This window comes from Saccharopolyspora sp. NPDC002686 (assembly GCF_040295745.1).
GTDB classification, from domain to species: domain Bacteria; phylum Actinomycetota; class Actinomycetes; order Mycobacteriales; family Pseudonocardiaceae; genus Saccharopolyspora; species Saccharopolyspora oryzae.
Window position 1 is genome coordinate 1 of record NZ_JBEOVY010000135.1, and the last position, 18,719, is coordinate 18,719.

Annotated in this window: 20 protein-coding genes and 1 pseudogene; 7 read left to right on the forward strand and 14 right to left on the reverse strand. The window is 71.3% G+C overall.

Annotated features, from left to right (window positions below; all coding sequences use genetic code 11):
* Window positions 1-78 precede the first annotated feature (78 nt).
* The gene (locus ABTZ89_RS19100; RefSeq protein ID WP_351046393.1) at window positions 79-972 is read right to left on the reverse strand and encodes a phosphoribosylaminoimidazolesuccinocarboxamide synthase; all 894 of its coding nucleotides are present in this window, start codon (window positions 970-972) and stop codon (window positions 79-81) included.
* A 71-nt stretch (window positions 973-1,043) separates the two neighbouring features.
* Here ABTZ89_RS19100 and ABTZ89_RS19105 point away from each other — a divergent pair, with 71 nt between their 5' ends.
* Window positions 1,044-1,694: a TenA family protein gene (locus ABTZ89_RS19105; protein WP_351046396.1), complete on the forward strand. Its 651-nt coding sequence runs from the start codon at window positions 1,044-1,046 to the stop codon at window positions 1,692-1,694.
* 38 nt (window positions 1,695-1,732) lie between these two features.
* Here ABTZ89_RS19105 and purB read toward each other — a convergent pair whose 3' ends face one another.
* The 3 genes and pseudogenes from purB to ABTZ89_RS19120 form a co-directional block, all read right to left on the reverse strand.
* Window positions 1,733-3,166: an adenylosuccinate lyase gene (gene purB, locus ABTZ89_RS19110; RefSeq protein ID WP_270952174.1), complete on the reverse strand. Its 1,434-nt coding sequence runs from the start codon at window positions 3,164-3,166 to the stop codon at window positions 1,733-1,735.
* 170 nt (window positions 3,167-3,336) lie between these two features.
* On the reverse strand, window positions 3,337-3,660 hold the full coding sequence (locus tag ABTZ89_RS19115; RefSeq protein ID WP_351046427.1) for a hypothetical protein: 324 nt from the start codon (window positions 3,658-3,660) through the stop codon (window positions 3,337-3,339).
* 288 nt (window positions 3,661-3,948) lie between these two features.
* Window positions 3,949-4,461 (reverse strand): annotated as a pseudogene (locus ABTZ89_RS19120) (RNA polymerase sigma factor); the annotation flags it as partial.
* A gap of 262 nt (window positions 4,462-4,723) precedes the next feature.
* On the opposite strand from ABTZ89_RS19120, the gene ABTZ89_RS19125 reads away from it, so the two are divergent.
* From ABTZ89_RS19125 to ABTZ89_RS19135, 3 genes are read left to right on the forward strand one after another with little or no spacing between them, the layout of a single operon-like run.
* Window positions 4,724-4,990 carry a hypothetical protein gene (locus tag ABTZ89_RS19125; RefSeq protein WP_270952172.1) on the forward strand — a complete coding sequence of 89 codons (267 nt, stop codon included), beginning with the start codon at window positions 4,724-4,726 and terminating at the stop codon, window positions 4,988-4,990.
* A gap of 54 nt (window positions 4,991-5,044) precedes the next feature.
* Window positions 5,045-6,604, forward strand: a complete 1,560-nt coding sequence (locus ABTZ89_RS19130) for an ABC transporter transmembrane domain-containing protein (RefSeq protein WP_351046401.1) — start codon at window positions 5,045-5,047, stop codon at window positions 6,602-6,604.
* Window positions 6,601-8,334 carry an ABC transporter ATP-binding protein gene (locus ABTZ89_RS19135; protein ID WP_270952169.1) on the forward strand — a complete coding sequence of 578 codons (1,734 nt, stop codon included), beginning with the start codon at window positions 6,601-6,603 and terminating at the stop codon, window positions 8,332-8,334. Before ABTZ89_RS19130 ends, ABTZ89_RS19135 begins: the two co-directional genes overlap by 4 nt.
* Here ABTZ89_RS19135 and ABTZ89_RS19140 read toward each other — a convergent pair.
* The 4 genes from ABTZ89_RS19140 to ABTZ89_RS19155 form a co-directional block, all read right to left on the reverse strand.
* The gene (locus tag ABTZ89_RS19140; RefSeq protein ID WP_270952168.1) at window positions 8,322-8,906 is read right to left on the reverse strand and encodes a TetR/AcrR family transcriptional regulator; all 585 of its coding nucleotides are present in this window, start codon (window positions 8,904-8,906) and stop codon (window positions 8,322-8,324) included. The genes ABTZ89_RS19135 and ABTZ89_RS19140 overlap by 13 nt on opposite strands.
* 333 nt (window positions 8,907-9,239) lie before the next feature.
* On the reverse strand, window positions 9,240-9,560 hold the full coding sequence (locus ABTZ89_RS19145) for a DMT family transporter (RefSeq protein ID WP_270952969.1): 321 nt from the start codon (window positions 9,558-9,560) through the stop codon (window positions 9,240-9,242).
* Window positions 9,561-9,716: 156 nt separating this feature from the next.
* A complete protein-coding gene (locus ABTZ89_RS19150) occupies window positions 9,717-10,355 on the reverse strand; it encodes a hypothetical protein (RefSeq protein WP_270952963.1) in 639 nt (212 codons plus the stop codon).
* 14 nt (window positions 10,356-10,369) lie between these two features.
* Window positions 10,370-10,885, reverse strand: a complete 516-nt coding sequence (locus ABTZ89_RS19155) for a SigE family RNA polymerase sigma factor (protein ID WP_351046406.1) — start codon at window positions 10,883-10,885, stop codon at window positions 10,370-10,372.
* Window positions 10,886-11,053: 168 nt separating this feature from the next.
* Here ABTZ89_RS19155 and ABTZ89_RS19160 point away from each other — a divergent pair, with 168 nt between their 5' ends.
* Together ABTZ89_RS19160 and ABTZ89_RS19165 are read left to right on the forward strand one after the other, a co-directional pair.
* Window positions 11,054-12,070, forward strand: coding sequence for a threonine aldolase family protein (locus ABTZ89_RS19160; protein ID WP_270952960.1), 1,017 nt, complete (start codon window positions 11,054-11,056; stop codon window positions 12,068-12,070).
* A 13-nt stretch (window positions 12,071-12,083) separates the two neighbouring features.
* Window positions 12,084-12,683, forward strand: coding sequence for an HAD family hydrolase (locus ABTZ89_RS19165; protein ID WP_408641941.1), 600 nt, complete (start codon window positions 12,084-12,086; stop codon window positions 12,681-12,683).
* A gap of 45 nt (window positions 12,684-12,728) precedes the next feature.
* Here ABTZ89_RS19165 and ABTZ89_RS19170 read toward each other — a convergent pair whose 3' ends face one another.
* From ABTZ89_RS19170 to purD, 6 genes are all read right to left on the reverse strand, one after another.
* Window positions 12,729-12,893 carry a hypothetical protein gene (locus tag ABTZ89_RS19170; RefSeq protein WP_270952959.1) on the reverse strand — a complete coding sequence of 55 codons (165 nt, stop codon included), beginning with the start codon at window positions 12,891-12,893 and terminating at the stop codon, window positions 12,729-12,731.
* 96 nt (window positions 12,894-12,989) lie between these two features.
* Window positions 12,990-14,162 carry a pyridoxal phosphate-dependent aminotransferase gene (locus ABTZ89_RS19175; protein WP_351046411.1) on the reverse strand — a complete coding sequence of 391 codons (1,173 nt, stop codon included), beginning with the start codon at window positions 14,160-14,162 and terminating at the stop codon, window positions 12,990-12,992.
* A 26-nt stretch (window positions 14,163-14,188) separates the two neighbouring features.
* Complete coding sequence (locus tag ABTZ89_RS19180) at window positions 14,189-14,371, reverse strand: PspC domain-containing protein (RefSeq protein ID WP_270952957.1); 183 nt, start codon at window positions 14,369-14,371, stop codon at window positions 14,189-14,191.
* Window positions 14,372-14,394: 23 nt separating this feature from the next.
* Complete coding sequence (locus ABTZ89_RS19185) at window positions 14,395-15,588, reverse strand: transglycosylase SLT domain-containing protein (protein WP_351046414.1); 1,194 nt, start codon at window positions 15,586-15,588, stop codon at window positions 14,395-14,397.
* 12 nt (window positions 15,589-15,600) lie between these two features.
* Window positions 15,601-15,900 (reverse strand): hypothetical protein, encoded by a 300-nt coding sequence (locus ABTZ89_RS19190; RefSeq protein WP_351046417.1) that lies wholly within the window; start codon window positions 15,898-15,900, stop codon window positions 15,601-15,603.
* Window positions 15,901-16,040: 140 nt separating this feature from the next.
* Entirely contained in the window at window positions 16,041-17,306 is a 1,266-nt protein-coding gene (gene purD, locus ABTZ89_RS19195; RefSeq protein ID WP_351046420.1) for a phosphoribosylamine--glycine ligase, read from the reverse strand.
* A gap of 182 nt (window positions 17,307-17,488) precedes the next feature.
* Between purD and ABTZ89_RS19200 the strand changes: the two genes are divergently transcribed.
* A complete protein-coding gene (locus tag ABTZ89_RS19200; protein ID WP_351046424.1) occupies window positions 17,489-18,592 on the forward strand; it encodes a glycerophosphodiester phosphodiesterase in 1,104 nt (367 codons plus the stop codon).
* The last annotated feature ends 127 nt before the right edge of the window (window positions 18,593-18,719 follow it).

The following is an 18,719-nucleotide window of genomic DNA, read 5'->3' on the forward strand; positions in this document are numbered from 1 at the left end:
CGCCCCCCCGACCCGCCGCAGCGGGCTCACCCGGCCGGGCGGTACGTGGTCGGGTTCGCGGAGACCGGGGTTGACGGGTCAGGCGTCGGGGGTGGGCCAGTCGGCGAAGGAACGGCCGGTGATCCGTTCGTAGGCCTCGACGTAGCGGGCCCGGGTCGCCGCCTGGACGTCCTCGGGGAGGGGCGGCGGGGGGACGTCGGAGGCCCGGTCCCAGCCGGACTCCGGGGAGGTCAGCCAGTTGCGGACGTACTGCTTGTCGAACGACGGCTGGACCCGGCCGGGCTCGTAGCCGTCCGCCGGCCAGTAGCGGGACGAGTCCGGGGTCAGGACCTCGTCGCCCAGCACCAGGGTGCCGTCGGGCGCCAGGCCGAACTCGAACTTGGTGTCGGCCAGGATCACGCCGCGGCTGCGCGCGTGCTCCGCCGCCCGCTCGTACACCCGCAGCGTCACCTTGCGCAGCTGCTCGGCGCGCTCCGCGCCCAGCTGCGCGGCCACCGCGTCGAAGCTGATGTTCTCGTCGTGGTCGCCGAGTTCGGCCTTGGTGGCCGGGGTGAAGATCGGCTCCGGCAGCTTCGAGGCCTCGACCAGCCCGCCCGGCAGCTCGACGCCGCACACCGCGCCGGTGCGCTGGTAGTCGGCCAGCCCGGATCCGGTCAGGTAGCCGCGCGCGACGCACTCCACCGGCAGCATCTCCAGTCGGCGCACCAGCAGCGCGCGGCCGCGCACCTCGCCGGGGATCCGCGGGTCGTCGGCGCTGACCAGGTGGTTCGGCACCAGGTCGGCGAGCAGCTCGAACCAGTACACGCTCATCGCGGTGAGCACGCGCCCCTTGTCCGGGATGGGCGTGTCCAGCACGTGGTCGTACGCCGAGAGACGATCGGAGGCGACCAGCAGCAGGTGTTCGTCGTCGACGGCGTGCAGCTGGCGAACCTTGCCCGCTGCGATCTGGGGGTAATCGGCGAGTGCAACCACGAGCGGATTCTCCCCCACCCCGGGCCGCGCATCCGCAGGCGGTCCGCAGTTCAGCGCACAGGAGGACTTCCTTGACCGAGACATTCTCCGACTGGCTCCGCCAGCGCAGCGAGCCCGAGTGGACGGAGGTCATCACCCACCCGTTCACGCAGGCCTTGTTCGACGGGCTGGTGCCGATCGATTCGATGCGCTCCTACCTGGTGCAGGACTACCAGTTCGTGGACGACTTCCTGGCGCTGCTCGGGTCCGGGGTGGCCAAGGCCGACCGCTACGCCTCGCGGCTGGCGATCGCGGGCAGCATCGGGGTCGTCACCAGCGAGGAGAACACCTACTTCCAGCGCGCGTTCGACGCGTTCGGGGTCGGCGAGTCCGACCGGGTGAGCCCGGAGCTGGACGAGGCGACGAAGGCGTTCCGGGAGCTGATGCAGGACACCAACGCCCGCGGCAGCTACGCGGAGGTCCTGACGGTGCTGACCGTCGCGGAGTGGTCCTACCTGGAGTGGGCGATGCGCGCGCCGAGCGCGCTGCCGGAGAACTTCGTGCACGCGGAGTGGATCACGCTGCACAGCAGCCCGGACTTCCGGGCGTGGGTGCGGTGGCTGCGCGGCGAGCTCGACCGGGTGGGCGCGGAGCTGGACGAGCGCGACCGGGCCCGCTGCCTGCGCCTGTTCCAGCAGGCGACCCGCTGCGAGCTGGACTTCTTCAACGCCCACTGGCGCTGACCTGGGGCTCCCGAGGAAACCCCAGGTCAGGCCGGTGGTCAGAGGATGTCGGCGGGGCGGTAGGCCGCGGCCTCCGGGTAGCGGGCCGTGATCGCCCCGATCTGGGACACCACGTCCTGGACCTGGGCCGCTGCCGCGCCGGTGAACGCCAGGCGGTCCGCGAGCAGCGCGTCCAGCTGCTCGCGGCTCAGCGGCAGGCGGTCGTCGGCGGCCAGGCGGTCCAGCAGGTCGTTGCGCTCGGCGCCCTGCTCGCGCATCGCCAGCGCGACGGCGACCGCGTTCTCCTTGATCGCCTCGTGCGCGGTCTCCCGGCCGACGCCGGCCTGCACCGCGGCCATCAGGACCTTCGTGGTCGCCAGGAACGGCAGGTAGCGGTCCAGTTCGCGGGCCACCACGGCCGGGAACGCGCCGAACTCGTCGAGCACGGTCAGGAAGGTCTCGAGCAGGCCGTCGAAGGCGAAGAACGCGTCTGGCAGCGCCACCCGGCGGACCACGGAGCAGGACACGTCGCCCTCGTTCCACTGGTCGCCGGCCAGCTCACCGGTCATCGAGACGTAGCCGCGCAGGATCACCGCGAGGCCGTTGACCCGCTCGCAGGACCGGGTGTTCATCTTGTGCGGCATCGCGCTGGAGCCGACCTGGCCGGGCTTGAAGCCCTCGGTGACCAGCTCGTGCCCGGCCATCAGCCGGATCGTGGTGGCCACGTTGGACGGCGCGGCGGCCAGCTGCGCCAGAGCGGTCAGCACCTCGAAGTCCAGCGAGCGCGGGTAGACCTGGCCGACGCTGGTCAGCGTGCGGCCGAAGCCCAGGTGCCCGGCGACGCGGCGCTCCAGCTCGGTGAGCTTCTCGGCGTCGCCGCCGAGCAGGTCCAGCATGTCCTGCGCGGTGCCGACCGGGCCCTTGATGCCGCGCAGCGGGTAGCGGGCGAGCAGCTCCTCGAGCCGGTTGAAGCCGACCAGCAGCTCGTCGGCGGCGGTCGCGAAGCGCTTGCCGAGGGTGGTCGCCTGGGCGGCGACGTTGTGCGAGCGGCCGGCCATGACCAGCTCGGCGTGCTCGGCGGCGAGCTGCCCCAGCCGCGCCAGGACGGCGACGGTGCGGTCGCGCACCAGCTCCAGGCTGCGGCGGATCTGCAGCTGCTCGACGTTCTCGGTCAGATCCCGCGAGGTCATGCCCTTGTGGATCTGCTCGTGGCCGGCGAGGGCGTTGAACTCCTCGATGCGGGCCTTCACGTCGTGCCTGGTGACCCGCTCGCGGGCGGCGATGGAGTCCAGGTCGACCTGCTCCAGGACCCGCTCGTAGTCGGCCAGCGCCGACTCGGGCACCTCGATGCCGAGGTCGGCCTGAGCGCGCAGCACGGCGAGCCACAGCCGGCGCTCGAGGATGATCTTCTGCTGCGGCGACCACAGCTCGACCAGTGCGGGCGAGGCGTAGCGGGCGGCGAGGACGTTCGGAATGCTGGGCTTGACCGTCACGAGCAGCCAGGATACCGGCGCACGAGTTCGACCCGCCCTGCCGAGGGCACCTCCCGACTGCGCGTGGCGGCGCGGGGCGCGGCGAGACCACCGCACCCCGCGCCTCGCCGAGCGGCGATTCCCGGACGAAACCGCCACCGCACGCGCCGGGAGGCGCCCCGGCCCGTCCATCAGCGCAGAGCGAGCTCCGCGTCGGTGGCGAGGACGTCGAGCTGCTCGAACGGGACGGCGACCTCGGGGCGCGACTTCGGGTCCTTCTGGTCGTCGAGGATCGGGTCGTAGTTGTACGCCGTGATCATCGTGACGCTGCCGTCGAGCATGTAGTTCGCCGACGCGGCCGACGTGAACGGATCGCCGTCGGGCTGGCGGACCTGGTGCAGCAGCACCGAACCGTCGTCAAGCACGGAGCCTTCGCAGAACCTGAGGTCCTCCTGCTCGCACGCCTGCTCCGGCGAGTGCTGCACGATGCCCGGCGCGTTGTACTGGTAGGTCACCGCCGTGCGGTCCTCCGCGACGCTGACGTTTTGCCTGCTCAGGCACCGTGAGTCTTTTGGGCGGCTATGGCAGCCCAAAAGACTCACGGGACCTGACCAGCTGAAACGCACTGGGTGTCGCAGAGGAGGATGTTGTCGTCGAACAGCTGCGGCTTGTTCGTCACCGCGCCGGAGAAGACCTCCTGCGCGTGCTGCTGCAGGCCGGTCGCGATCCGGTCGATCTCCTCGGGGCTGTGCGAGGGAGGCGTGGCACCGACCGGTGGCCACTGGACGTCCGGGACGTCGGCGGGCCAAGTCCGGATCGGACTCGGCGAGCGCGGCGCGCAGGTTCTGCAACCCGCGCGACGCCTGGCTCTTGACCGTGCCTTCGGAACACCGGAGCGCGGCGGCGACTTCGGCCGTCGGCAGGTCCTCCCAGTAGCGCAGGACGAGCACCGCGCGCTGCGGCGGTGGGACCTGGCGCAACGCGTTCAACACTGCATCGCGGTGCTATGCGCGTCGGCCGACTTCGGACGGATCTGCCGCGCTGTCAACGACTTCCGGCACTTCGCCTCGGCTCTCGGCACGACGCCACGGGCGGCGGCGTTCGTCCAGCCACACCCGCAGCAGAGACCTCCGCGCATACGCGTCCACTGTGGACATGTCCACGCGGCGCCAAGCGCGGTAGAGCTTGAGCAGCGTGGTCTGCACGAGGTCCTCGGCGAGGTGCCAGTCCCCGCACAGCAGGTACGCCGAACGGCGCAGCCACAGCGCGCGTTCCCCGGCGAACTCGCGGAACGCCCGTTCCTGTTCGGTCCGCATAGAACTCGTCCCCTTTCCGCGCTACCGCCGCTCCATACGCGGCCGCCCCCAGCGCGGTTGCACCGTCGATCACCCGTTCAAGACGCCGCAGCGCGAAACGGGTTGCTCCACCCCGGTTCGACCAGGTGTTTCCCCAACCGAGCGGGAAAGCCGGGATGCGCGCCCCCTTAAGCGGAGCTCAATGACACGGGTGGTGGTGGTATCCGGGATGTCGCGCCCAATATCGTTGGTCCGCAACGGTTGAGGAGTGAGGCGCAGCACGATGGACATCGACGAGTACGACGGCGACCGGCAAGACGTCTTCTGGATCGTCGGAATGGGATTGGCCCAGCGCCACGCCACGATCATGCGACCCGGCGCGGTATATGCCGGGCAGGCCGTTCCCGCTTTGTGCGCGACCGAGCTGAAGATCCCGCAGCCGACGCCGATCGGCCGCGACCCGCGTTCGGCGAAGATCACCGACAAGTGCCCGACCTGCGCCGAGCGCGTCGCAGAAGCCGACTTCGCGGAAACCACCTGGGACTTCTGAAACCGGAAAAATCGATCGCCATCGGACTCGCCGCGGGCTACCGTCGGTCGAGCCATGGCTGCCACGAGTTCCTTCCGATTCCTGCGGTCCCTGCTCATGAAACGGCCGGGACTGCTGCTGCTCTGCACCGTCGCGGGCTCGCTCTGGATGCTGCCGACGGCGCTGATGCCGCTGGTCATCGGTTCGGCGGTCGACGCAGGCATCCGGCCGCACGACGTCGGCGCGCTGGTGGGCTGGGTGCTGGCCGCGCTCGGGCTCGGCGTCGCGCAGATGATCGCGGCGGCTTTCCTGCACTGGGGAGCGCACTCGATCTGGCTGCACGGCGCGGCGGGATCGCAGCGCCTCGTGCTGGCGCACGTGACGCAGCTCGGCGGCGTGCTGACGCGCAAGGTCCGCGCCGGTGAGGTGGTCGCGATCGGCGCCTCGGACATCTACCGCGTGGGCAACCTGTTCGAAGTCGTCGGACGAGCTACCGGTTCGCTGGTGTCGTTCGTCGTGGCGGCGGTCCTGCTGCTGTCGATCTCCCCGGTCCTCGGTGTCGTGGTGCTCATCGGCGTGCCGCTGGCGACGCTCGGCATCGGTCCGCTGCTGAGCCCGCTGCGCCGTCGCGAGGAAGCCCAGCGGGAGCAGTTGGGGCAGGTCAGCGCGCAGGCGGCGGACATCGTGTCCGGGCTGCGGATCCTGCGCGGCGTCGGAGGAGAACCCCGGTTCCACGCGCGGTTCACCGAAGCCAGCCAGCGGGTGCGCGCCGCCGGAGTGGCGGCCGGGCGGATCGAGGCGTGGCTGGCCGGGGCCGAGGTGCTGCTGCCGGGCCTGGTGACGGTGCTGGTGACCTGGCTAGGAGCGCGGCTGGCGCTCGACGGGACGATCAGCGTGGGCGAGCTGGTCGCGTTCTACGGCGTCTCGGCGTTCCTGGTGATCCCGGTGCGCACGGCGTCTGAAGCCGCCTACTCGTTCGCCGCCGGGATGGTCGCGGCCGGGCGCGCGCAGGCATTGTTGCGAGTGGAGCCCGAGCCGCCGTCGCCGGATCGGCCGCAGTCGCTGCCGTCGGGACCGTTGGAGCTGTTCGACGAGGCCAGCGGGGTGCGGATCGCCCCGGGCGAGCTGACCGTGATCGACGCCGGGGAGCAGGTCGACGCCGTGGCCGAGCGGCTGGCCTGGCAGTCGCGGGCCGGTGACGTGCCGCTGCGGGCGGTCGAGCCCGACGAGGTCCGGCAGCGGATCTTGTTGGCGCACAACCAGGACCAGCTGTTCGCCGGTCCCGTCCTCGCCGAGGTCGACCTGGGCAACGGCGTGGACCTGGAGGCTGCGCTGCACGCCGCGGACGCGCACGACGTGCTGGCCGCGCTGCCCGCCGACGGCGTGCTGGACGAGCGGGGCCGCTCGCTCTCCGGCGGTCAGCGGCAGCGGTTGCTGCTGGCCCGCGCCCTGTGCGCGGACGCCGACGTGCTGATCCTGGACGAGCCGACGTCGGCGGTCGACGCGCACACCGAGGCACGGATCGCCGAGCGGGTCAAGGAATTCCGCACCGGTCGCACCACCATCGTGCTCAGCCAGAGTCCACTCTGGACAGCGGTGGCGGACCGGGCGCTGGACTTGGGGGCGGAGAAGTGAAGCTGCCGTTGGCCGATGGGCGCACGGTCCGGCGCTGGGCGTGGCAGACGCTCCGAGCGCACCGCGGCCGGTTCGCCGCGATGATGCTGCTGTTCGGGCTGGCCACGGTGGTCGGCCTGCTCGGCCCGCAGATCCTCGGCGCGCTCGTCGACGCGGTCGCCGCCGGCACCACGTCGGAGCGAATCGACCTGCTGGCCGGGGCGTTCCTCGTGGTGCTCGTGGTGAACGCGCTGCTGATCCGGGCCGCGCGGATGCGCGCGACGCTGCTCGGCGAGCACCTGCTGGCCGAGTCCCGCGAAGGCATGGTCGGGCACGCGCTGCGGCTGCCGCTGGGCGCGGTCGAATCCGCCGGCACCGGCGACCTGCTCAGCCGCGCCACCACCGACGTCGACCGGCTGGACTACACGATCCGCAGCGCCGCACCGGAGATCACCACCGCGCTGATCACCGTGCTGCTGACCGGCACCGCGATGCTGCTCACCTCGCCGCTGCTGGCCTGCGGGATGCTCGTCGCCGTGCCGCTGATGGTGCTGAGCACCCGCTGGTACTACCCGCGGTCCCTGCCGACGCTGCGCCGGATCATGGCCGGTTGGGCGGAAGTCCAGTCCAGCACGCACGAATCCGTCGAGGGCGCGCGAACCGTCGCCGCGCTGCGACTGGGGGAGCGCCGCATCGCGCGCAACGAGCAGGCGCTCGGCCAGGCGCTGGACGCCGAGTACCGGCACCGGTACCTGCTGACCGTCTGGTTGCCCTGCCTGCAGCTGTCGTACGTGCTGCCGATCGGCGCGATCCTGCTGATCGGCGGCTGGGCGTACTGGAACGGGTCGGTCGAGCTCGGCACCGTGATCACCGTGGTGCTCTACGCCCAGGCGATGTCGAACCCGTTCGACGAGCTGTTCATGTGGCTGGAGGAGCTGCAGACCGGGTACACCGCGCTGCAGCGGATCCTCGGCGTCCAGCAGGCGCCGACCGCCGACACCCCGCCGCAGGAGGTGGACGGGTCGCGCGAGCTGGTCATCCGCGACGTGCGCTTCTCCTACCGCGCGGACCGGGAGGTGCTGCACGGCGTCGACCTGACCGTCGCCGCCGGGGAGCGGCTGGTCGTGGTCGGGCCGTCCGGGGCCGGGAAGTCCACGCTGGGCCGGTTGATCGCCGGGATCAGCCGACCGGACTCCGGTTCGGTCGCCTTCGGCCGCACCGAGATCGCCGACCTGCCGACCGAGCAGCTGCGCCGCGAAGTGGTGCTGCTGACCCAGGAACAGCACGTCTTCGCCTGCACGCTCCGGGAGAACCTGGCGTTGCCGGACCGCGAGTTCACCGACGACGAGCTGGTGGACGCGCTGAAATCGGTGGGCCTGCTGGAGTGGCTGCGATCCCTGCCCGCGGAGCTGGACACGGTGCTCGGCTCGGGCGGCCACCCGGTTCCTGCGTCGCGGGCGCAGCAGCTCGCGCTGGCCCGGGTGCTGCTGGCCGACCCGCACACGGTGGTGCTGGACGAGGCGACGTCGTTGCTGGACAACGCCACCTCGCGGGAGCTGGAGCAGGCGCTGGCCACGTTGCTGGACGGCCGGACGGTGATCGCCATCGCGCACCGGCTGCACAGCGCGCGCAACGCCGACCGGGTCGCGGTGATGGCGGACGGGCGCATCGTGGAGCTCGGCAGCCACGCCGAGCTGATCGCCGCCGGTGGCTCCTACGCCGAGCTGTGCCGGGTGGGTCAGCCGAGCTGAGAGCGCAGCATCCCGCGGGCGGCGCCGCGCGGATCGGGATTGCTCGCGATCAGGGCGTTGACCACGGCGCCGTCGACCAGGGCGATCAGCTCGAGCAGGCGGTCCCGGCCGACCTCCATGCCGCTGCGGGCGAAGATCTCCGCGAGCAGGTCGTGCAGCTCCGCGCTGAGCTCCCGCATCAGCGGCGCGAGGTAGGGGCGGCGGGGCGAGCCGACCAGCCGCTCGTAGCGCAGCAGCACCACGTCGGCGCCGCCGTCCCGCGAGTCGATGCCCAGCAGCAGGTCCAGCAGCAGTTCGATCACCGCGTCGGTGCTGCGGGGTTGTTCGGCGAGCTCGTCCAGGCGGGCCCGGCCCACCTCGAGCTCGTGCCGCCCCTCGTACTCCACCGCGGCGCTGACCAGGTCGTCCAGCGAGGAGAAGTAGTAGGTCGTGGAGGCCAGCGGCAGTCCGGCGCGCTCGGCGACCGCGCGGTGGCGGACGGCCTCGAAGCCGCCCTCGGCGAGCAGTTCCGCGGCGGCCACCACCAACGCCTGCCGCCGCCGCTCGCCCTTCGGAGTACTGGCCGCTGTCATGCCTGCCGATCCTAAGCTCCCCAACTCCACCACCCGCCAACCCCGACGCCCCGAACCCCCAGCTCCCCCGTTCGTGCCGGTGGATCCGCAAATTCAATGGAAATTGGATGTCCAATTTCCATTGAATTTGCGGAAGTTCTCCACAGGACCCGGAACCTGTCCACAACCGTCGGCATGTCGGATCCCGACACACCGGAGTCCCGACACGCCGGGGAACCGCAGTTTCAATTGAAACTGTGGTCCAGCGCCGGGGGGAGTCTGCAGTTTCAATTGAAACTGTGGTCCAGCGCCGGGGGGGGAGTCTGCAGTTTCAATTGAAACTGTGGTTCCGGGTCAGTGGGTGCCGGCGAGGTTGAGGCCGATGACTCCGGCGACGATCAGGACGATCGAGACCATTTTGAGGACCGAGAAGCCGTCGCCGAGCCAGAGCATGCCGACGATCGCCGTCAGGGCGGCACCGATGCCGGTCCACACCGCGTAGGCCGGGCCTGCGGGCAGCTCGCGCATGGCGTAGGCCAGGCCCGAGAAGCTCACCGCGGCGAGCACGAAGAACGAGATGGTCGGACCCAGGCGGCTGAAGCCGTGCGAGAGCTTGAGCGAGATCGCCCATCCAGCCTCGAAAACCCCCGACACCATCAGAATGATCCAGGCCATCATCGCTGGTCGCCCTCTCCTTCAACCCGGCCGTCGAACTTTCTGGCACTACCGTACCAATTTTCTGGTACAGCTGTACCACTCCGGTGACGGAACCCACCACCCGCATGCAAGCGCCGGGGCGGGTCGGTGCCCGCCCCGGCGTCGAGTGCTGGGTCAGAACTGGGTCGCCACGGCTCCGGCGATCTCGGGGAGGCGGGCGCCATAGGGCGCCGCCGGAGACCCCTGGTTCGGGTTGCTGCGCGCGATGACCAGCTTGCCGCTGCGCGTCGCGCGGACCGACTGCTCGGAGCCGTCCGGGCGCCGGGTGTCGCCCGGGGCCGCTTGGTCCGGCGGCACCGTGCCGACCGGGCTCACGATCACCGTCACGTTGCCCGCCGCCGGTCCTTCGTTCAGCACGAAGGACGCCACCTTCGCGCCGGACGGGCAGCTCGGCGTGGCCACCGGGGCCGTCGCCGCGGCTTCCGGGAGCTCCTTGGTCACCGCCGCGGCCAGCTGCGCGTCCGGCCCGCAGCGCCCACCGCGGGTGGACATGACGCTCGGCCCGTCGTCGCTGCGCGGCGACGCGACCTCGGGCTGCGCCTGGCTGGTGACGGTCTTCTGCTCCGACGGCACGACCAGGGCGACACCGCCCGCGAGCACGCCGGCGGCCACCACCGTGCCGCCGACAGCCGTCATCCGGCGCCGAGCCGTGATCCGCCGCGACGCCCGAGCCACGTCGTGCTCGTCGAACGACGCCGGAGGAACGGACTGCACCGAATCGCGAAACAGCTCTTCAAGCTTGCTCTCGTCCACTTACCCGCACCTCCTCACGCCGACCGCAGATCGCCGAGCTCATCACCGAGCACCTCGCGCAACGCCGCGAGGCCCCGCGCGCTCTGGCTCTTCACGTTGCCTTCGCTGCACCGCATCACCGCTGCGACGCCCGCGACGTCCAGCCCCTCCAGGAACCGCAGCACCAGCACCGCGCGCTGCTTGGGCGGGACCTTCTGCAACGCGGCGAGCAGGGTTTGCTTGGTCGCCACCGAGTCGTCCACGTCCGGGTTGTCCACCGGGCGGTCCGGCAGCACCTCCACGGCCCGCTCCCGCCGCCACGGGCGCCGGGACTCGTCGATCACCGCCCGCGTCAGCGTCCGGCGCACGTAGGCGTCCAGCGCGCCCTTGTCGCGCACCTTCCGCCAGTGCCGGTGCAGCGAGATGAACGCGGTCTGGGCGAGGTCGTCCGCGCGGTGCCAGTCACCGCACATCATGTACGCCATCCGACGCACCGCCTCCCGCCGAGCCGCGAAGTACTCCGCGAACTCCTGCTCCTCGTGCTGGTCCACGCGGAACTCTCCGCTCGTCAGTGCTTGCACGTGTAGGACGGGACGCCCGGCCCCAACCGTTGCACGCGGCGACCGGGCAATCCACCCCAGTGATTGATACCGCAGTCCCCCCAGCGGACCGCGCCGGGCTGTTTCCCTCACCCCGGGTCGATGTGATGTGATCTGTTCGTGACCAATCTGGCCCCGATCGACCTCCGCTCCGACACGGTCACGCGTCCCGACGAGCAGATGTCCGCGGCCATGGCGGCCGCTGAAGTCGGCGACGACGTGCTCGACCACGACCCCACGATGCGCGCCCTGGAGGAACGCGTCGCCAAACTGCTCGGCGCCACCGCCGCCCTGTGGGTGCCCAGCGGCTCGATGGGCAATCTGATCTCGCTGATGCTGCACCTGCAGCGCGGCGACCGGTTCCTCGCGCCGCACGGTTCGCACGTGCTCGCCTACGAGTTCGGCTCGGCGGCCTGGCTGGCCGGCGGCATGCCGCAGCCGCTGGAGTGGAACGCCGGGCCCGGACGACCGACCCCGGAAACCGTGCGCGGGCACGGCGATTCCGGCTACGACACCCTCCGCACCACGTTGCTGTGCTTGGAGAACACGCACAACAGCGCTGGTGGTGCGGTGACCCCGCCGCACGAGCACGCGCAGCTGGCCGCCGCGGCCCGCGAGAAGGGCCTGCGCATCCACCTCGACGGCGCCCGGATCTGGAACGCCGCGATCGCCCTCGGCCTGCCGCCCGCCGCGCTGACCGTCGGCGTAGACAGCGTGCAGGCCTGCCTGAGCAAGGGGCTCGGCGCGCCGGTGGGGTCGGTCATCGCAGGTTCCGAGGACTTCATCAGCGAGGCCCGGCGGGTCCGGCGGATGCTCGGCGGCGGCGTTCGGCAGGGCGGTGTGCTGGCCGCGGCCGGGCTCGTCGCGCTGGACCGCATCGACGCGCTGTCCGTCGACCACGACAACGCCCGGCTGCTCGCCGAGGGCCTGGCCGACCACGGCTGGTCGGTCACCACGCCGCAGACCAACATCGTGCTGGCGGCGGTGCCGGACGTGGCCCTGTCCCTGGAACGCTTGTCCGCGGTCGGGGTGCACGCGGTGTCGATGAGCGGCCAGATCCGCTTCGTCACCCACCGCGACGTCTCCACGGCCGACATCAAGGAAGCACTGCACCGGATCGAGGAAGCCCGGATCTGACCAGGAGGTGCCCGTGGTGCGTTGGGTCGTCTTCGACTACGGCGAGGTGATCAGCCGCCGGACGGCGGCGCTGCCCGAGCTCGCGGCGATGTGCGGCGCGGATCCCGAGGAGTTCGAGGCGGCGTACTTCGCCGAGCGCAAGGCCTACGACTGGGGCTGCCCGGACCTGGACTACTGGCGGGCGGTGGGCGCCCGGCTCGACCGCGAGGTGGACCGAGCCCTGTCCGCGCGCCTGACCCGGGCCGACGTCGCGGGCTGGTACGAGACCGACCCGGCGGCGGTGCAGCTGCTGGAGGACCTGCACCGGCAGGGCGTCACGATGGCCCTGCTCTCCAACGCGCCGTCGTCGTTCGGCCGCGCAGCGGAGCACGCGGACTGGGCGCGGCTGTTCAAGCACCTGGTCTTCTCCGGCGACCTGAATCTGGCCAAACCGGACGCCCGCATCTACCGCGCGCTGCTGGAGACCATCGACGCCCGGCCGGCGGAATGCCTGTTCTTCGACGACCGCCAGGAGAACATCGACGGCGCCCGCGAAGCCGGGCTGTCCGCTGAGCTCTGGCCCGGGCCCGCAGCGGCGCGCACGCTCCTGCAGGCCCGCGAAATCCTCGTCTGACGTGCTGGAGGGGCACCTCCCGGTCGGAGGTGCCCCTCGCGTCAGCTACGGCTTGATCTGCTTGCGATCCCGGGCCCAGCCGAGCGCGGCGGTCGCGACGAACAGGATGCCGCCGATCACCGCGAGCCAGAACAGGCCCTTGATGACGACACCAGCGACCGAAATCACCAACCACAGGACCAGCAGTCCGCCGATCACCTTCCACAACATCGCAAGCACCTCAGCTCGACCGCGGCAACCCGTCACCACAAGCCTGCCAGATGGAGTGCCCGATTAGTCCCACCTGACGCGGATACCAGGGAAAACTCAGGGTCGCGGCAGCCAGGACTTCAGGCGCTCGACGGCCTCCGCGATGTCGTCCGCGCTGCCCGCGAAGGACATCCGCACGTAGCGGCCGCCCAGCTCCGGGTCGAAGTCCGCGCCCGGCACCACCGCCACCCCGGTCTCGTCCAGCAGGCGCCGGCAGAACGCGGACGTGTCGTCGGTGAGGTGGCCGATGTCGGCCCACGCGTAGAACGCGCCGTCGGCGGGGGCGACCTTCGTGATGCCGAGCGAGGCGAGGCCGTCCAGCAGCAGCTCTCGGTTCTTCCGGTAGCTCTCGACGTGCCCGGCGGCCTCCTCGTAGGCCTCCGGGGAGAAGGCCGCCACCGCGGCGTGCTGGGACAGCGCGGGCGGGCAGAGGGTGAAGTTGCCGGTCAGGGCGTCGACCGCACGGCGCAACCGCGGCGGCACCAGCATCCAGCCCAGCCGCCAGCCCGTCATCGACCAGTACTTGGAGAAGGAGTTGACCACGACCGCCTCGCGGGAGGTCTCCCACGCCGAGTGCAGCGGGTCGCCGTAGCTCAGCCCGTGGTAGATCTCGTCGCTGATCAGCTGCACGCCGTTGGCATCGCACCAGGAGGCGAGTTCGGCCAGTTCGGCGTCGGAGAGCACGGTGCCGGTCGGGTTCGCCGGGCTCGCCACGATCAGCCCGCGCACCGGCTCGTCGAGCTCCTCCAGCATGGCGACGGTCGGCTGGAAGCGGGTCGTCTCGTCGCACGGCAGCTCCACGACCTCGCAGCCCAGCGCGGACAGGATGTTGCGGTACGCCGGGTATCCGGGGCGGGCCAGCGCGACCCGGTCCCCGGCGTCGAAAGCCGCGAGGAACGCGAGCAGGAACGCGCCGGACGCGCCGGTGGTCACAACGACGTCGTCGGCCTGCACCGGCAGCCCGTACGTCCGGTCGTAGTGCCCGACGATCGCTTCGCGCAGCGCGAGCAGGCCGACCTGCTCGGTGTAGCCGAGCGGATCGGCGGTGAGCGCCGCCGCGGCGGCTTCTCGGACCGCCTCCGGCGCGGGGGTCGACGGCTGGCCGGCGGCCAGCGAGAGGACATCACCGTGGGTGCGCTGCCGCGCCGCAGCGGCGGTCAGCACCTCCATCACCTGGAACGGGGGGATGTTCGCGCGTTGGGCTGCGGCGAGCGCGTCCGTCGTCACCATGCCCGCCAGCCTGCCAGATCGTCGGGCTACTTCTTGGGTTCGACCTTCGTGAACGTCCAGAGCAGCAGGTAGACGACCAGCCCAGCCCCGTTGGCCAGCACGAACAGCAGGCGCACCAGGATCCGCGGCAGCCCCAACCGGTCCGCGATGCCCGCGCACACCCCGCCGATCCAGGACCCCCGACGGCGTCGGACGAAACGTTCAGCCATGTCCGCGACCCTACGGAAGATCGTCAGTAGCCCTGGTAGCCGCCGCCGGACGCCATCGACTTCAGGCCCGGGTGGCCGTCGAAGCCGCCGTAGCGGTCGAAGGTGTAGCGGACGCCCGCGATGATGTTGTCCACCGGGTTCCAGATGTCGTCGTGGCCCGCCAGCTTGTAGGACTGGAAGGTCGGGTCGATGCACTGCATCAGGCCCTTCGACGGGGTTCCCTTGGCCGCGTTGGAGTCCCAGTCGTTGATCGCGTTCGGGTTGCCGCCGGACTCCTTCTGGATGATCGTCCAGATCTCGTCGATGTTGTCCTCGGTGACCGGGATGCCGTTGGCCTGCAGGATCTTGATCGCTTCCTTGATCCACTCCTGCACGTTCCCGGGCGGCGGACCCGCGGGCGGACCTCCGCTCGGCCCGAGGCCACCACCACCGCCACCACCGCCGGAGCCGCCTCCGGAGTGGACGCCACCGCCGCCACCGGACTCGCCGCCGCCAGCACCACCGGCACCGCCGGAACCCGACCCGCCGGAACCGGAACCGCTGGTCCCGCCAGGCGATCCGTGCTGTCCGCCGCCGGGTGTCGCGGACTGCTGCTCGGTCGACGCGGGCTCCGCCACACCGGCCTTCGGCAGCGCGGAGAACACGCCGTCGAGCCCGCCCGCGGCGCTGCGCAGCTTGCCCAGGGCGGCGCTGAGCTTCGAGTTCGCCTCGGCGATCTTGCCCTCGGCCTCCCCGGCGTGCTCCTCCATCGCCTTGGTGATGGCCTCGTCGCGCCGCTTCGCCGCCTCGTCCTTGGCCTCTTCGTCGTCCTCGGCGTTCGCGACGTCCTTCTCGTAGGCCTGGTCCGCGCGGCGCGCATCGGCCAGCGCCCGCTCGCCGATCGCGTTGACCTGGTCCTTCGCGGACTGCACGGCCTCCGCCGCTTCGTTCATCGCGTCGGCCGAGCCCTGCAACGCCTCGTGGGCCTTGCCGAAGCCGCCGTTGACCTTGCCCATGTAACCGATGAAGGCGTCCGCGGAACCGCCTTCCCACCTGCCGTCGAGGCCGTTCACGGCCTTGCCCAGCTCGTTGCCGTGGTCGTCGGCCTTCGCCGCCGCCTCGCGCCACCGATCGCCGATCGCGCGGATGTCCTCCGGTCTGCTGTCCTCGATCTTGCGCAGCTGCTCGGCGAGCCGGCCACCGCCGGGCTTGCTCGCGACTTCTCCCGAAATCCCCATCAGAACCCCAGATCAGCGAAACGAGTCGGCGTTGGCCTGATCGATGTCGTCCATGCTCGTGCGCACCGAGTCGAGCTCGCCGCTCGCGCTGCGCAGCAGCTGCTCGGCCGCGTCGAACTGCTGCTTGCCCGCGGCGTCCAGCTCGGTGATCGCGCTGGCGAAATCACCGGCCGCGTCGAGCTTCCCGAAGATCGCAGCATCGACGTGCTGCCCCTCGAAGCCGTCGCCGACCGCCCCCACCGGACCGGCCTTGCCGTCCAGCGCCGCGCGGCAGTCCTCCAGCGCCGCCAAGTTGTAGCCCGCCTTCGCCACGACCCCTCCTCGTGCTCGGCCCGCTCGATTCGACGGCGGGGACGGCGGGCCCGGTTCCCCCTGGAGGTTCAGAACACCAGAAAAAACCGCCCGGTGGCGGGATTTCCCCTCGCCACCGGGCGGTTTCGACCCGAATGTCCCTATCGGGCAGTCGGAACGGCGATCTCTCCCCGCACAGCGCGGAGCGCGATGTCGGTGCGGTGGTGCGAACCGGGCAGGTGCACGTTGTTGACCCGCTCGTACGCAGCCTCGCGCGCCGCCGCCAAGTCCTCGCCCGTGGCCACCACGGACAGCACGCGGCCACCGGCCGAGAGCACCGCGCCGTCCTCGCGACGCCGGGTGCCGGAGTGCAGCACGCCCTGCGCGTCGCCGCCCTGGATCACGTCGTCCACCCGCGGCCGCCCCGGGTAGCCCTCCGCGGCGATCACGACGGTCACCGCCGAACCGGACTCCCACTCCAGCGGCGGCTGCTCGGCGAGCGTGCCGGTCGCCACCGCGTTGAACAGCGCGGCCAGCGGCGTGTGCAGCAGCGACAGCACCGCCTGGGTCTCCGGGTCGCCGAAGCGGCAGTTGAACTCGATCACCTGCGGACCGCTGGAGGTCAGCGCGAGACCGGCGTAGAGCAGCCCGGAGAACGGGGTGCCGCGGCGCGCGAGCTCGTCCACGGTCGGCTGCACGATGTCGCGCACGACGTCGTCGACCAGGCCCTCCGGCGCCCACGGCAGCGGCGCGTAGGCACCCATGCCGCCGGTGTTCGGGCCCGCGTCGCCGTCGCCGACGCGCTTGAAGTCCTGCGCGGGCAGCAGCGGGACGACCGTGGTGCCGTCGACCAGGCAGAACAGCGAGGCCTCCGGGCCGTCCAGGAACGACTCCAGCAGCACCGGGTGACCGCTGTCGAGCAGCGTGAGCGCGTGCGCCCGGGCCGCGTCGAAGTCGCTGGTCACCAGCACGCCCTTGCCCGCGGCCAACCCGTCGTCCTTGACCACCCAGGTCGGGCCGAAGTGGGTCAGCGCGGCGTCCAGCTTGGCGGGGTTGTCCACGATCTCGCTGTGCGCGGTCGGCACGCCCGCGGCGAGCATGACGTCCTTGGCGAAGGCCTTCGAGCCCTCGATGCGGGCCGCCGCCTTGGACGGGCCGAAGCAGGCGATGCCCGCCGCGCGGACCGCGTCGGACGCGCCCGCGACCAGCGGGGTCTCCGGGCCGAAGACGACCAGGTCGGCCTGCCACTTGGTGGCCAGCTCGACCACCTCGGCGGGCTTGGCGACGTCTACGCCGTAGTTCTCGGCCAGCGCAGCGGTACCGGCGTTGCCGGGCGCGCAGGCCAGCGCCGTGACTGAGGGATCGCGGGACAGCGCCAGGGCGATCGCGTGCTCCCGGCCGCCACCACCGATCACGAGGATTCGCACGAACCGCAGCGTAGAGCGTGCGGCAGGCCACGCGGGAGCTGCCCCCGCCAACTCGGCGTTCACCTGGCGGTCGGCCCGATGTCGCACCGCCTTGCGCGAATGGTCGATTGCGGCGGTCAGTGTTTTGCCCGAGTGTGCAGCGTTGATCAACGCGCTGCGAGACACGGGAGGGCAAATTGACGATTCGGGTACGCCTGACGGCGCTGTCCGTCGCGGGCGCAGCGGCGCTCGGGCTGATCACCGCACCGGCCATCGCCGCACCGAACCGACCTGCCGGCACCGAGCAGGTGTCGGTGTTCGGCCACCGCGGCGCTTCCGGCTACCGGCCGGAGCACACGCTGGCCTCCTACGAGCTGGCCGCCCGGATGGGCGCGGACTACATCGAACCGGACCTGGTGCCGACCAAGGACGGCGTGCTGGTCGCGCGGCACGAGAACGAGATCGGCGGCACCACCGACGTCGCCGACCACCCCGAGTTCGCCGACCGCAAGACCACCAAGGTCATCGACGGCGCGTCGCTGACCGGCTGGTTCACCGAGGACTTCACGCTGGCCGAGCTCAAGACGCTGCGCGCCAAGGAGCGGATCCCGGACGTGCGGCCGAACAACACCATCTACGACGGCCGCTACGAGGTGCCGACCTTCCAGGAGGTCCTGGACCTGCGCGCCCGGCTGTCCCGCGAGCTGAACCGGGACATCGGCGTCGCCCCGGAGACCAAGCACCCGAGCTACTTCGCCAAGCTCGGCCTGCCGCTGGAGCCGGGTGTGGTCCAGGCGCTGACCACCAACGGCCTGAACCGGCCGGGCGCCAAGGTCGCGGTGCAGTCCTTCGAGGTGGGCAACCTCAAGGAGCTGAACAAGTCCCTGCAGGTGGACCTGGTCCAGCTGATCAGCAACAGCGGCGCGCCGCAGGACTTCATCGAGTCCGGTGACCCGCGCACCTACGCCGACCTGGTCAAGCCGGAGGGGCTGAAGGAGATCGCCGGGTACGCGGACGTGATCGGGCCGGACACCAAGGTCGTCCTGCCGGTCGAGGACGACGGGTACCTGGGCGAGCCGACGCCGGTGGTGGCCGACGCGCACGCGGCCGGCCTCGAGGTCGTGCCCTACACCGTGCGGGCGGAGAACAAGTTCCTGCCGAAGGACTTCCAGTCCTCGGACGACCCGAAGGCCTTCGGCGACGTCTTCGGCTTCTTCAAGGCGCTGTTCGACACCGGCATCGACGGGATCTTCTCCGACCACCCGGACATCGCGATCACGGCCCGCGACGACTACGCCGGTCGCTGACCCACCCCGCAACGGCCCGCTCATCACCCGGATGGGCGGGCCGTCCTGGCTCGCGAATCCGCAGTTTCAATTGAAACTGCGGAACCCACCCACGGCGGATCTCAACGGAAGAGCACACCACACAACA

What these genes read in the sequence shown, in the direction of transcription:
- ABTZ89_RS19125 (WP_270952172.1), top strand. Translation starts at nt 4,724, where the DNA reads ATGGACATCGACGAGTACGACGGCGACCGGCAAGACGTCTTCTGGATC.
- ABTZ89_RS19130 (WP_351046401.1), top strand. Translation starts at nt 5,045, where the DNA reads ATGGCTGCCACGAGTTCCTTCCGATTCCTGCGGTCCCTGCTCATGAAA.
- ABTZ89_RS19140 (WP_270952168.1), bottom strand. Translation starts at nt 8,906, where the DNA reads ATGACAGCGGCCAGTACTCCGAAGGGCGAGCGGCGGCGGCAGGCGTTG.
- ABTZ89_RS19145 (WP_270952969.1), bottom strand. Translation starts at nt 9,560, where the DNA reads ATGGCCTGGATCATTCTGATGGTGTCGGGGGTTTTCGAGGCTGGATGG.
- ABTZ89_RS19170 (WP_270952959.1), bottom strand. Translation starts at nt 12,893, where the DNA reads ATGTTGTGGAAGGTGATCGGCGGACTGCTGGTCCTGTGGTTGGTGATT.
- ABTZ89_RS19175 (WP_351046411.1), bottom strand. Translation starts at nt 14,162, where the DNA reads ATGGTGACGACGGACGCGCTCGCCGCAGCCCAACGCGCGAACATCCCC.
- ABTZ89_RS19180 (WP_270952957.1), bottom strand. Translation starts at nt 14,371, where the DNA reads ATGGCTGAACGTTTCGTCCGACGCCGTCGGGGGTCCTGGATCGGCGGG.
- ABTZ89_RS19185 (WP_351046414.1), bottom strand. Translation starts at nt 15,588, where the DNA reads ATGGGGATTTCGGGAGAAGTCGCGAGCAAGCCCGGCGGTGGCCGGCTC.